The sequence below is a fragment of the Pseudonocardia sp. genome (assembly GCF_050246655.1).
Taxonomy (GTDB): Bacteria; Actinomycetota; Actinomycetes; order Mycobacteriales; family Pseudonocardiaceae; genus Pseudonocardia.
In genome coordinates, this window is record NZ_JBFWVQ010000007.1 from 1 (window position 1) to 12,704 (window position 12,704).

General features: G+C 74.5%; 10 protein-coding genes. 7 read left to right on the forward strand and 3 right to left on the reverse strand.

What is annotated here, in order from left to right:
* Nucleotides 1-205 precede the first annotated feature (205 nt).
* Genes AB7J25_RS04020 through AB7J25_RS04040 form a run of 5 tightly spaced genes read left to right on the forward strand, consistent with a single transcriptional unit; the run spans nt 206 to nt 5,937 of the window.
* Nucleotides 206-1,639, forward strand: a complete 1,434-nt coding sequence (locus tag AB7J25_RS04020; RefSeq protein ID WP_428505123.1) for an O-antigen ligase family protein — start codon at nt 206-208, stop codon at nt 1,637-1,639.
* The gene (gene murJ / locus AB7J25_RS04025; RefSeq protein ID WP_428505125.1) at nt 1,636-3,222 is read left to right on the forward strand and encodes a murein biosynthesis integral membrane protein MurJ; all 1,587 of its coding nucleotides are present in this window, start codon (nt 1,636-1,638) and stop codon (nt 3,220-3,222) included. Before AB7J25_RS04020 ends, murJ begins: the two co-directional genes overlap by 4 nt.
* Nucleotides 3,219-3,917 carry a polysaccharide deacetylase family protein gene (locus tag AB7J25_RS04030; protein ID WP_428505127.1) on the forward strand — a complete coding sequence of 233 codons (699 nt, stop codon included), beginning with the start codon at nt 3,219-3,221 and terminating at the stop codon, nt 3,915-3,917. Before murJ ends, AB7J25_RS04030 begins: the two co-directional genes overlap by 4 nt.
* Nucleotides 3,914-5,083 carry a glycosyltransferase gene (locus AB7J25_RS04035; protein WP_428505129.1) on the forward strand — a complete coding sequence of 390 codons (1,170 nt, stop codon included), beginning with the start codon at nt 3,914-3,916 and terminating at the stop codon, nt 5,081-5,083. The genes AB7J25_RS04030 and AB7J25_RS04035 overlap by 4 nt, the downstream gene beginning before the upstream one ends.
* Nucleotides 5,084-5,130: 47 nt before the next feature.
* Complete coding sequence (locus AB7J25_RS04040) at nt 5,131-5,937, forward strand: YveK family protein (RefSeq protein ID WP_428505131.1); 807 nt, start codon at nt 5,131-5,133, stop codon at nt 5,935-5,937.
* 77 nt (nt 5,938-6,014) lie between these two features.
* On the opposite strand, the gene AB7J25_RS04045 is transcribed toward AB7J25_RS04040, so the two are convergent.
* Nucleotides 6,015-7,262, reverse strand: coding sequence for a cytochrome P450 (locus AB7J25_RS04045; RefSeq protein ID WP_428505133.1), 1,248 nt, complete (start codon nt 7,260-7,262; stop codon nt 6,015-6,017).
* Nucleotides 7,263-7,420: 158 nt separating this feature from the next.
* Between AB7J25_RS04045 and AB7J25_RS04050 the strand changes: the two genes are divergently transcribed.
* Nucleotides 7,421-8,950, forward strand: a complete 1,530-nt coding sequence (locus AB7J25_RS04050) for a GNAT family N-acetyltransferase (RefSeq protein WP_428505135.1) — start codon at nt 7,421-7,423, stop codon at nt 8,948-8,950.
* Nucleotides 8,951-9,072: 122 nt separating this feature from the next.
* Complete coding sequence (locus AB7J25_RS04055; RefSeq protein WP_428505137.1) at nt 9,073-10,239, forward strand: glycosyltransferase; 1,167 nt, start codon at nt 9,073-9,075, stop codon at nt 10,237-10,239.
* Nucleotides 10,240-10,539: 300 nt separating this feature from the next.
* Here AB7J25_RS04055 and AB7J25_RS04060 read toward each other — a convergent pair whose 3' ends face one another.
* The gene (locus AB7J25_RS04060) at nt 10,540-11,640 is read right to left on the reverse strand and encodes a glycoside hydrolase family 26 protein (protein WP_428505139.1); all 1,101 of its coding nucleotides are present in this window, start codon (nt 11,638-11,640) and stop codon (nt 10,540-10,542) included.
* A 76-nt stretch (nt 11,641-11,716) separates the two neighbouring features.
* On the reverse strand, nt 11,717-12,604 hold the full coding sequence (locus AB7J25_RS04065) for a serine protein kinase RIO (protein ID WP_428505141.1): 888 nt from the start codon (nt 12,602-12,604) through the stop codon (nt 11,717-11,719).
* Nucleotides 12,605-12,704 lie beyond the last annotated feature (100 nt).

Below are 12,704 nucleotides of genomic sequence, written 5' to 3' on the forward strand. Positions count from 1 at the left end.
GCGCGGCGACACCTCCATCCCCCTGCGCGCCCACTACGACAACCTCTACATCGACACCTGGACCCCCACCCTCGACATCACGATCATCTTCCGCACCCTCGGCCGCGTCCTCCTCAGCGGCAGCTGACGGCTCGCCGGACTACCTGGTCACCGCCCCGGCCCGCCCGACATACTGCGGCCGGCACAACCGCGAGAGAAGCGACCGATGAACCCGAGCACCGGAGGGGGACCGCTGAGCAGCGACACCGAGCGTGCCGCGTCCCCGGCCACCGACGGGGGCGCGGTCTCGGCGCGTCCGGGCTGGCGGCGGTTGTTCAGCCCGGCCGGGGTCGTCGGGCTGATGGTGCTCCTGATCTGCGTGCCCGTCCCGCTGGGCGGCGGCGCGTTCCCGGCGGACGCCCTGGCCGGGGTCCTGCTGGTGGTCGTGGGGATCACGGCGCTGCGGGACCGGTTGCGGCTGTCGACCACCACGGCCGCGCTGCTGGGCGCGACGGTGTTCGCGGCGTCGATCGTCGCGCTCACCGGCACGAACGCCGCAGAGAGCTTCGAGGCGTGGGCCCGCTACCTGCAGCTGTTCGCGCTGGTGCCGCTCGTGGTGGTGCTCTCGATCCGGGACCGGGCAGGCGCCGAGATCGTCGTCCATTCGATGATCCTCGCCGGGGTGATCCAGGGCGTGGTGAGCATCGTGCAGGTCGCCACCGGCTCGGGTGCGACGTTCCAGGGCTCGAACTCGCGCGCGACCGGCACGTTCGGGGGCGAGGACGTCATCGCCGCCTCGGTGATCATCGGCATGGCGATCACGGTGTGCGTCGGCCTCGCCATCTCCGCGACGGGCCGGCGCAGGCTGGTGTACATCGGCACCGCGCTCGCACTGCTGCTGCCGCTGGGGCTCACGCTGAGCCGCGGCAGCTGGCTCTCGACGGGGTTCGCGCTGGTCATCGTGCTGATGTTCGCGGGATGGCGGGTGTTCGTCGCGACGGCGGTGATCGGCGCCGCCGCACTGGTGGTGCTCGTCGGCGGCTTCGGCGTCGGGCAGGACCAGGTGGGCGAGCGGCTGACGTCGATCGGGGAGGCGGACTCGTCCACCAACGACCGCATGGCGCTGTGGCAGACGGCCGTCGACATCTGGATCGACCACCCCGTGACGGGTGTGGGGCTCAAGGAGTTCCCCCGCTACCGCGACACCTACGCGCCGCTGGACCTCAGCTCGGGCTCCACCGTCGGGCAGTCCGGCGGCAGCGGTGACGGGCTGGGCCAGCAGGAGCTCCTCTCGCCGCACAACCAGTACCTGCTCGTGCTCTCCGAACAGGGCGTGGTCGGGTTCCTGCCGTTCGCGGCGCTGCTGCTGGTGTCCACGATGACGGCGGCCCGCGCGGCCTGGCAGGGCCCGCGCGCGGCGCGCGGTCTCGGCGCGGCGATCGTCGGCCTGTCGTTCTGGCAGCTCTTCCAGTTCGTCTACGGCGACCTGGGCGGCGCGACGAGCCTGGTGACGTCCGTGGTGATCGGGCTCGCGCTGTGGTTCGGGCTCGAGCAGCGCGCGGTGGAGTCAGCGCCGTCAGCGCCGTCAGCGCCGTCGGGGACGTCAGCGCCGTCGGGGACGTCAGCGCCCTCGGCGCAGTCTTCGGAGGCCGCCTCGTGAGCGCCCCCAGCGAATCCGTCGTCGCGCGCGCCGCGGCCGTCTCGGCGCTGCTCGCCGGGATCGGCTCGGCGTTCGGCCTGGGCCGCGACGTGCTCGTCGGGGCCCTGTTCGGCGCGAACCAGCAGACCGACGCGTTCTTCGTCGCCTGGACGGTGCCCGAGGCCACGGCCCCGCTGCTCATCGAGGGCACGATGGCGTTCGTCATGGTGCCCGCGTTCGGGCGGGCCCTCGCGGCGGCGGAGTCGGCGGCCCAGGGGCGCCGGACGGGCAAGCTCGACGACGACGGCGACCCGATGCGGGAGCTGATCGAGGCCACGTTCCTGCGGATCGTCGTCGGGCTGGGGCTGGTCGCGGTGCTGATCGCGGTCGCGGCGCCGTGGCTGATCGGCGTGCTCGCCCCCGGCCTGGAGGACCCGGGGCTCGCCACGAACTGCCTGCGCGCCGTCGCCGTCACCGTGCCGCTGTTCGGGATCGCCGGCTACCTCGCTGCGGGGCTGCGCACCCACTACGTCTTCGCCCCGCCCGCGGCGCTCAATCTCGCCTACAACGTCGGGATCATCACGACGATCCTGCTCACCTACCAGTGGCTCGGCGTCCTGGGTGCGGCGATCGGGATCTCGGTGGGCGCGGTGCTCATGGTGGTGATCCAGGCGCCGTCCGCGGTGCGCAGGCTGCCGATGCCGCGCACGTTCTCGCTGCGCAAGACCACCACGCTGCTCGCGTTCGCCGCGTTCCTGCCGGTGGCGGCGCACTCGCTGGCCCGGCAGGCGCAGGTGCTCGTGGAGCGGTTCGCGGCCGCGCCGCCCGCGTGGTTCGGGGCTCCGCTGGCCGAGGGCACGATCTCGCACCTCAACTACGCGCAGAAGATCGCGCAGATCCCCATCACGCTGTCGTTCATGGCCGCCGCCGTGACCTTCCCGATCTTCGCGAAGAGCGTGGCGAGCGGCTCGCTGCACGAGGCCCGGCGCCGCATGGAGATCGACACCGCGGTGCTCGGCGGGATCGCTCTGCTCGTCATCGCCTACCTGAGCCTCTACGCGACCCCGGTCGTCGAGGTGCTGTTCCAGCGCCGGGAGTTCGACGCCGAGGACACCGCGGCGACGGCGGCGATCCTGCACGTCTACGTGCTGGGCATCCTCGGCCAGGCGCTGGTGAGCCTGCTGGTGCGCCCGTTCTTCACCTACCAGAGCCGGATCTGGTTCCCGGCCGTCGCGATGCTGTGGGGCCTCCTGGTCACCGTCGTGGCGACGTTCCTGCTGGTGGGGCCGTTCGGGGCGCAGGGGATCGCCGGGGCGAACGCGCTCGGCATCTCCGTCACCGCCGTGATCCTCGCCGTCGGCGCCCGGACGCGCCTTTCCACCGCGCCGACCCTCGCCGCCTACGGGCGGATGGCCCTGCTGGCCGTGCCCGTCGGGATCGCCGCGCTCGCCGGGCTCGGCGTGCACTACCTGCTCGCCGGTGCCCCCGCGATCGTGCTCGCCGGCGTGGGCGGGATCGTCATGGTGGCGGTGGCCTGCGGGCTGGTGGTGCTCGCGCTGCGGTGGCGCGGCAGGCGCGCACTCGACCCGGGAGGCAGGCCGTGAGGTTCCCGTTCGTGCTGATGTACCACTCGGTCGGCCCCGGGGTGAGCCCCGAGGAGGACCCCTACCAGCTCACCGTCACCCCCGAGCGGCTCGACGCCCAGCTGCGCGCCCTGCACCGCCAGGGCAAGCGGGGCATGTCGATGCGCGACCTGCTCGCCGCCGGTGGCCGCGGCGTCGGCCTCACCTTCGACGACGGCTACGTCGACTTCGTCGAGCAGGCCGTGCCCGTGCTGCGCCGCCACGGCGCCACGGCCACCGTGTACGTCCTGGCCGGTCGCATCGGCGGGGACAACTCCTGGGACGCCGACGCGCCCCGCAAGCCGCTGATGACCGCCGCACAGGTCCGCGAGGCCGCGGACGCCGGGATGGAGATCGGCTCGCACGGCCTGATGCACCGCCACCTTCCGCAGCTCACCCCGGACGAGCTCACCGAGGAGCTCGCGGGCAGCCGGGCCCGGCTCGCCGACCTCGCGGGCGCAGGCGTCGACAGCTTCGCCTACCCCTACGGCGACGTCGGGCACCGGGAGGTGGCGGCGGCCCGTGCCGCGGGTTACGACCACGCCGTCGCCGTGGACGCCCGCGCGGTCGGCGCGTCGCGCCACGCCATGCCGCGCAGCTACGCCGGTCAGCGCGACGGCGGGCTGCGGCTGCTCGCCAAGCGGGCCCGCGCGCTGGTCCGGGAGGTGCGCGGATGAAGGTCCTGCACGTCATCACCGGCCTGGACGCGGGCGGTGCCGAGCAGTGGCTGCGCCTGCTGCTGCGCCACAGCGCGGCGGACGCGGACGTCCTGGCCCTGACCAACGCCGGGGTCCTTGCCGACGCGATCCGCTCCGACGGGGTGGCGGTCACCGATCTCGGCATGCGCGGCAACCGCGACGTGGCCGCGATCCCGCGGCTCGTGGCGCACGTCCGTCGCGGCCGCTACGACCTCGTCCACACCCACCTCTACCGCGCCCAGCTCTACGGCGCGATCGCCGCGCGGCTGGCCGGGGTGCGCCGCGTCGTGAGCACCGAGCACTCGCTCAACGACACCCTCATCGAGGGCCGTCCGACGGACCGTCCGGGCGTGCGCGCGCTCTACATGACCGGGGCGCGGCTCACCTCGCGCGTGATCGCGGTGTCCGAGCCTGTCGCGCGCCGCCTCGTGGCCTGGGGCGTGCCGCGGGAGCGGGTGCGCGTGGTGCCGGTCGGCATCGAGACGGCGGAGTTCGCGTTCGACCCGGCCGCCCGCGCGGCCGTCCGCGCCGAGCTGGGGATCGCGCAGGACGCGGTCGTCGTCGGCGGCGTGGGACGGATGGTGGAGCCCAAGCGGTTCGACATCCTGCTGCGGGCACTCGCACCGTTGCCCGGGGTCACCGCCCTGCTCGTCGGCGAGGGACCCGCCCGGGAAGGGCTGGCGGCGCTCGCGGCGCAGCTCGGCATGGCGGACCGCGTCCGGTTCGCGGGCAGGCGCGTCGACGTCGCGCGCGTGCTGTCGGCGATGGACGTGTTCGCGTCGCCGTCGCCGGAGGAGACGTTCGGCGTGGCGATCCTCGAGGCCATGGCGTCCGGGCTGCCGGTCGTCTACGCGGCAGCACCCGCCCTCGACGCCCTGCCCGAGCAGGCTCGCGCCGGGGCGACGCTGACGCAGGCCACGCCCGCTGCCGTCGAGGCCGCCGTGGTGGCGTTGCTGGGCGGCGGCCGTCCGGTGGATCGGCCGGCTGATCGGCTGTCGGATCGGCTGTCTGATCGGCTGTCGGATCGGCTCAGCCCACCGGCGGCGCTCGCCGACTACGATGGGGCGACGCTGGCCCGCCGCATCGACCGGATCTACACAGAGTGTCTGGGTCCGGCGCGGTCGGCGTCCGGGCGGACGGGCTGAGGGGAGCGCGGCATGGCTCGCGGTATCGCGAGGTCGGGAGGGCGACGGTGAGCCTGCGCTGGGTCATCGCCGTCCTCTGCGTCCTGCTCGGGGTGGCGGGCGGGTTCGCCTACACCCGGCTCGTCACGCCCTCCTACGAGTCCACCGGTTACGTCATCGCCACCGCCCAGGCCACCACGACCACGCAGGGCACCATCCCGGGCGACGAGCGTCGCGCGGTGCAGGTCGCGCAGACGCTGTCGCGCCTGGTCGACCAGCAGGAGGTCCGGGCCGCCGCGGCCACCGCCGCCGGGCTCACCCCCGATCAGGTCGGCAAGCAGGTGCAGGGCCGGGCGATGCCGGAGTCGTCCACCATCGAGATCACCGGCACCGCCACCACGGCGGACGGCGCTGCGCGGCTGGTCAACGCCGTCGCGGACGAGCTCGTCAAGCTCAACACCGACCGCATGGCCGCCACCGGGGTCACCCTCGCGGTGCTCAGCCCGGCGTCGGTGCCCACCTCACCCAGCTCACCGGTGCTCGTCCTGGACGTCGGCGTCGGCGCGGGCGCGGGCATCCTGTTGGGCGCGCTGTACCTGCTCGCCACCGGCGGGTCGCGGCGGTCGCGGGGGCAGGCCGCACCTGTCCCGCTGCCGGGCGCGTTCCCGGTCGGGCCGCCCGTCCCGCCGCCGGGGCCGGGGGCCCAGCAGGGCTTCCCGCAGGGGCCGGGGCCGCAGCCCTACCCGCTGCAGCAGCCGCCCGCGAGGCCACCCCAGCCGCAGCCCAACCGCCCCGGCGGGGCGCCCGGGTTCCGCCAGCCTCCGCCGCCCCCGCCGCGGCAGGGCATCGCGCGACCCCCGGGGCCGCGCCGCTGATCCGGTCCCACCCACACGCAACGAGAGGCGCGTTCGTCCCACTCAGCTGGACGAACGCGCCGTTCGTTGCGACCGGATCAGAACGTGAACGGCATCCGTAGCACGCGGTTGTCGAAGCTGGACGCCGCGATCGTCGGCTCGCCCGCCATCCGCACCTCCGGCAGCCGCCGCAACAGCTCGCCGAACATCGCCTTCATCTCGGTACGGGCCAGGTGCGCCCCGAGGCAGAAGTGCGCCCCACCGCCGCCGAACCCGACGTGCGGGTTGGGCGCGCGGGTGACGTCGAAGACGTCCGCGTCCGGGAAGACCTCCTCGTCGCGGTTGGCGGAGACGTAGAACAGCACGACCCGGTCCTCGGCGCGCAGGGAGTGCCCACGCCACTGCGCGTCCCGGGTGACGCGGCGGCGGAACTGCCGGATCGGGGTGGAGAAGCGGACCATCTCGTCCACGGCGCCGGGCAGGAGGGCATCCAGGTCCCCGAGCAGGACCGCGCGCTGGTCCGGGTGCTCGGTGAGCAGCTTCAGGCCCAGCGCGATCGCGTTGCGTGTGGTCTCGATGCCCGCCACGAGCAGCAGCGAGAAGAACGAGCCGAGCTGTCTGCCCGACAGGCGCTGCCCGTCCACGTTCGCGGTGACGAGCGCGGAGACGAGGTCGTCGCGCGGGTCGCGGCGGCGCTCGCGGCCGACGGCACGCACGAGCATGTGCAGCTTCGCGAGCGCCCGCAGGTTCTGCCCGGGCAGCCGCAGGAGCGGCCTGCGCACGCCGATGAACTCCGTGGAGTCGCTGACCTGCGCGAGCACCCACTCGCGGTCCTTCGGCGCGATGCCCATCATGTCGCAGATCGTCCGCACGGGCAGCTGTGCGGCGACGGCGTGCACGAAGTCCTCGGGCCGCTGCGCGATCACGTCGTCGACGATCTCGCGGGAGGCGACGTGGATGTCGTCGACGATCGCGGCGACGCGTCTCGGCGTGAACGCCTTGGACACGACGGTGCGCAGGTTCTTGTGCGCCTTGCCGTCCATGTTGACCATCGACTCGCCGAACACGGCCTTCACCCACGCGGGCGGCTCCGGTGTCGTGACGGCGGGCTCGTTGGAGAACAGGTCGGAGTCCTTGCTGGCGGCGACGACGTCCGCGTGCCGGACGAGGGCGTGGTAGCCGCGCCCGCCGGCCGGGGTCACGAACACAGGGTGCTCCAGGCGCCGCAGCCGGGCGAACACGTCGCGCCGCTCCGCCTCCGGTCGTTCCCAGAAGCGGGGATCGGCGAGGTCAGCGGCGAGCTCGGCGGCAGCCCCATCGGACGTGACTTCGTCGTGATCGGACATGGCGGCCAGTCTGCTCCGTCCGGGCGGCGCCGAGGAAGTCACTGTGCCTTACGGTCCGGTGCAGGTCGATGACCACGGACGGCCGCTGCTGGTCATCGAGCGTCGTGATCGCCATAATTCCCGCGGCCGTGAATCTGGGGGCGACTGTGACACGTGCGGTGAGGCCGCAGCTCGGCATCGACCTGGGCGACGGGTGGTTGGCGCGGGTACACCGCAGCGACGCCGCGCTGCACGAGGTCGCGCAGGAGTGGGACGCGCTGTGGCAGCGCTGCCCGTCCGCCACGCCGTTCCAGGCCAGGGCCTGGCTCACGGCCTGGTGGCGCCACTACGGCAGCCCGGGCGCGCTGCGGCTCGCGGTCGCCCGCCGCGACGACGAGCTGGTCGGCCTGGGTGCGTTCCACTCCAGCCGGGGCGGACAGGTCCTCGTCCCGCTCGGCGGCGACCTGTGCGACTGGACGGATGTGCTCGCGGACCCGTCCTGCGAGGCGCAGGCCCTCGACGCGCTGTCGGCGGCGCTGCTGTCCGAGCCGGGCTGGCGGGTGATCGACCTGCCCGAGGTGCGCGCGGACGCCGTCGCGCTGCGCTGGGCGGCGCGGTGGCGCGGCACCGTCCGCCACGAGGCCGGCTCGATGTGCGCGGAGCTGCCCGCCCGCCCGTTCGACGACGTCGTGGCGGCGATCCCGGGCTCGTCCACCCGCCAGTCGATGCGCCGCTCGCTGCGCAAGATGGACGCCGCGGGGCTCACCGAGACCGCCGTGGATCGCGACGGCGCGCCGGACGCGGTGGTGCGGCTGCTCACCCTGCACGCCGAGCAGTGGGCCGAGCGGGGCGGCATGACCCCCGAGCACGGCAAGCCGCGGTTCGCCCGCTTCCTCACCCTGGCGGTGCCGGACATGGTGGCCGGCGGGCAGGCCACGCTCACCGACTACCACCTGGACGGCGAGACCGTCGCCACGAACCTCAACCTCGTCGGCGCGGACATCGTCGGGGGCTACCTCTACGGTGCCCGGCCGGACCTGTTCGGCCGCGTCAACGTCACCGCGATGCTCATGCGCACCTCGCTGGGCGACGCCGTCGCCCACCACGCGAGCACGTTCAGCATGCTGCGCGGCCGCGAGACCTACAAGAGCACCTGGCAGGCCCACGAGGCGCCCAACCAGCGGCTCCTGATGGGCCGGCCCGGCCGCCGCGAAGTGGTGGCGTACGCGGCAGCGCTGCGGGCCCGCGCCGGGCTCGCCGACGTCGCCCGCGAGCGGGTGCCCGCGGTGCGGGAGGGGCTGCTCAAGGCCCGCAGCTGGCTGCGCAACCCCGCGCGGGCCCGGGAGGAGATCGCGGCGGCGGCGAAGGCCGGTGGCGTGAAGGTGCGCGCCGGGCTGGGCCGGGCCGGGGAGGAGCTGCGCGATCCGGCTGCTCTCGCCGGGAAGGCCGCCGCGGCGGGCCGGGCCGCGCGGGACAAGGTCGGGGGTGCGGCGAAGGAGGTCGCGGGCGCGGCCCGGGAGAAGGCCCCCGCGGTGCGCGACACCGTGAAGGACACGACGAGGGATGCGCTGCGCCGCACCCGGGACGCCGCCACGACACTGCGCCGCAGGCACGCCACGCCGGCCGCGGACCCGGCCGCCGCAGAGCCCGGCCCGGCACCGACCCCCGAGCCCACCACACCCCCGGCCGACCCGCCGGCGCAGGGGTAAGGCTCGCGGTAAGAGAAGTCTTACCCGGGGCAACGAGACCCTTCCCCCGCGGCGATGTCGACGAGAGCGTGATCGGACGACCCTGAATCCCGTCAGAAACAGGCGGGACCAGGGGAGTCACGATGACCAGCACGACGATCGACACCACGATCACCGTCGAGCTGCGCACCGGCGCGACCACCCCGTCGGTCCTGCACGTCGCGCAGCCGGTCGACGGCGGCGTCGCCCGCTACGTCGTGGACGCGGCCACCGACCAGATCGCCCGCGGCTGGACCGTCACGGTCGCCTGCCCCACCACCGGTTGGCTGCCCGAGGAGCTGGACCGCCGCGGGATCGCCCGCGTCGAGTGGAACGCCCGCCGCGCCCCCGGCCCGACCGTCCCCGCCGAGACCGCCGCCCTGCGCCGCATCGTCGCCGACGTCACCCCCGACCTGGTGCACCTGCACTCCGCCAAGGCCGGCCTCGCGGGCCGCCTGGCCCTGCGTGGCGCCCTGCCGACGCTGTTCCAGCCGCACGGCTGGTCCTGGCTCGCCGCCAGCGGCGCGATCGCCACCGCCTCGCGCATGTGGGAGCGCGTGGCGACCCGCTGGGCCGACGCCGTCGTGTGCGTCGGTGCCGGCGAGGCCGCCCAGGGTGTGGACGGCGGCGTTCGCGGCCGCGTCGAGGTCGTCCGCAACGGCGTCGACCTGGACCGCTTCGAGGTCGCCGACACCGCCGCCCAGGCTGCCGCCCGCGCCGAGCTCGGTCTCGACATCACGGCCCCCCTGGGCGTCTGCCCGGCCCGCTGGGCGCGCCAGAAGGGCCAGGACGTGCTGCTGGCCGCGTGGGCCGCCGTTCGCGAGCGCTGCCCCAACGCCCAGCTCGCCCTGGTCGGCGGGGACACCCCGGCCGGCCTGGTCGACGAGCTGCCCGAGGGCGTCGTCCTCGTCGGCGACGTCACCGACGTCCGCCCGTGGCTCACCGCCGCCGACGTCGTCGTGCTGCCGTCGCGCTGGGAGGGCCTGTCGCTGGCGCTGCTCGAGGCCATCGCCACCGGCCGCTCCACCGTCGTCTCCGACATCCCCGGCCTGGCCGACGTCGTCGACGCGACCATGGGCGCCACCGTCCCCGTCGAGGACGCCGCCGCGCTGGCCGACGCCCTCGCCGCCCGGCTGGCCGACCCGGCCCTGACGATGACCGAGGGCACGGCCGCCGCCGCAGCCGCCGCCGGTCTGGACGCGCGCATCACCTTCGAGACGCTGGCCGGCCTGGTGCAGGACGTGCTGTCCCGCCAGGGCGTCGCCGCCTGAGACCCGGGGGGTCGGGAACGCGGTTCCTCGGGGCGCTGGTTCAGCGCCCCGAGGAACCGCCGGTGTGTGCCGGCGAAGCCGGGTCGACGGCTCGCTGTCCGCTCAGGGCGCGCTGAGCCGCCCTTCCCGTGTCGAGTCGACGTGCGCCCGGTGCTGGGCCACCAGGCGCTCGGCGGTGGACAGCATGATCGCCGGGGGTCGTCCGCCTGCCACGCACGCCGGGCACGTCGTCAGGCACAGCACTTCGGCGGGGACGGGCCGCGCCGCCGCGGGCCGAGAACGACGGTCGCTGAACGATCCTCAGTTCCCGAAGTACTGCTGCAACACCGCGGCCGACTGCGGGTTCGGGCAGGTGCTGCTCTCCGGCCCCGTCGCCAGGACGGCGTGCGGGCAGTAGTTCGTGTACGTCGAGTAGACGGTGTCGTGGGTCTGGATCCACTCCGACATCCGGCGGACGTACTCCGGGTTGTCGCCGTTGCGGAACAGGCCCCACTCGGGGAACGAGATCGGCTTGCCGCGCTGGGTGGCGAAGTCGACGTGGTCCTGCAGGCCGTAGTCCTCGCTGACGAACTCGTCGAACGGTGCACCCATCGGCTGGTCGTAGGTGTCCATCCCGATGATGTCCACGACGTCGTCGCCGGGGTAGCACTGTGTCCACGGGATGGCGTCCTCGCCGCGGCTGGGGTTGAAGTCGAACACGAACTGCTGGCCGGGCGCCGAGCGCATCGCCCCGACGACGCGGCGGAAGAACTGCTGCCACGCCTCCGGGTTCGGGGCGCAGCGGTGGGAGTAGGTGGTGCCGTTCATCTCCCAGCCGGGGACGATCACGGCGTCCGCGAGGCCCAGCTGCACCAGCCGCTGGCCCAGCGTGCGGTAGACGTCGTCGAACTGGCCGTTCGCCCCGGCCGCGAGCAGGTTCGCCACCTGGGCGTCGGTGAGTGCCTGGCCGCCCTGGCGGGCCGTCTGCTCGTCCGCCTCGTTCGGAGCGGCCATGGGCACGTTCAGCACGAACAGCGCGTCCGGGTTCTCCGCCTTCCACCGCGCCCAGGGCTGCAGCAGCTGCGGGGAGCCCATGACGTCCTGGAACGTGGCGCCCGGCAGGTAGGTGTGGCCCACTTCGAGGCGCCGGCCGCCGAGGAACTCCTCGAACTCCGGCATGCGGTCGATGCCGAGCTGGTCCGAGCCGAGGAACACCCCGAACAGCTGGCGCTGCGACACCGCGCCGGCGCCGGGGGCGACCGGCACCGGCGAGGCCATCGGGTTCGGGTTCAGCTTGTCGTTGATCAGGCTGGCGCAGCCGGCGCACAGCACGACGACGAGGGCGACCACCGCGGCGCGCAGCCCGACCCGCCGTGCCGTCCGCTGGCTGGTCAGCTGCTTGGTCCTCGGCCCCCGGCGCACGCGGGGGAGCCTAGCGGAGGGGGAGGTGTGTCCCCCGTGTTGTCCGCGGACGACCAGGGCTCCGGTCAGCGGCTCGTCAGACCAGCCCGAGCGTGACGAGCAGGTCCGCCAGCAGCACGTCCGGTGCCTCCGGCGCGAGCCCCCTCGCGGTGAACCACGCACCCACCCGGGCAACGTCGCGGTGCACGTAGTCCGGCCCGCGCGGGTTGGCCACCACCGACACGACCTGCGGCAGGTCGATGAGCACCAGCCGCCCGTGGTGGACGAGCAGGTTGTAGGCCGAGAGGTCGCCGTGGGTGAGGCCGTGCCGCGCGAGGCCGCGCAGCCCCTCCACGAGCTGCTCCCACAGCAGCGCCAGCTCGTCCGGGGCGGGGCGCAGCTGGGCGAGCCGCGGCGCCGCCGTGCCGTCGGGGTCGCCGACGAACTCCAGCAGCAGCTCGGTGCCGTGCACCTGCACCGGGTAGGGCACCGCGACGCCGTCCGACCACAGAGTGGCGAGCGCGCCGAACTCGGCGTCGGCCCACTGCCCGGACAGCAGCTCGCGGCCGTACCCGGTGCGGCGCGCCATCGCACGGGTCTCCCGGGAGCGGCGCACACGTCGGCCCTCCAGGTAGCCCGCGTCGCGGTGGAACAAGCGGTGCTCCGCGCTGCGGTAGCGCTTCGCGGCCAGCAGGCAGCGGCGGTCCGTGCCCGGCACGGCCCGCTCCACGAGGTGGACGTCGGCCTCCTTGCCGGTCTTCAGCACGCCCAGCTCGGTGTCCACGGCGGCGTGCTCGGTGACGACCCACGGCGGGCGGGGGACGGGGCCCTGACGGGCCTGGTCGAAGGTGGACCAGCGGTCCCCGTCGGGTGGGGCGTCGGCGTCGGTCACGTCCCAGGCGGGTGGGGCGGACCGGCGGGGGGTCTCGGGTTCGGCGTCGTGGTCGTCGAACCGGCGGCGGGAACGGGTGTTGCGATCGCGCAACGGGGGGCTCCAAGGGAGGTGTGCCCCGCGCGCGGAATGGTCACCCGGACGCGGGGGAGGGGATCGGACGGGGGCACGCACCGTCCCGGGCGATCTCGGA

Coding starts and splice junctions, on each gene's coding strand:
- AB7J25_RS04020 (WP_428505123.1), top strand. CDS start 206: ATGAACCCGAGCACCGGAGGGGGACCGCTGAGCAGCGACACCGAGCGT.
- AB7J25_RS04035 (WP_428505129.1), top strand. CDS start 3,914: ATGAAGGTCCTGCACGTCATCACCGGCCTGGACGCGGGCGGTGCCGAG.
- AB7J25_RS04045 (WP_428505133.1), bottom strand. CDS start 7,262: ATGTCCGATCACGACGAAGTCACGTCCGATGGGGCTGCCGCCGAGCTC.
- AB7J25_RS04055 (WP_428505137.1), top strand. CDS start 9,073: ATGACCAGCACGACGATCGACACCACGATCACCGTCGAGCTGCGCACC.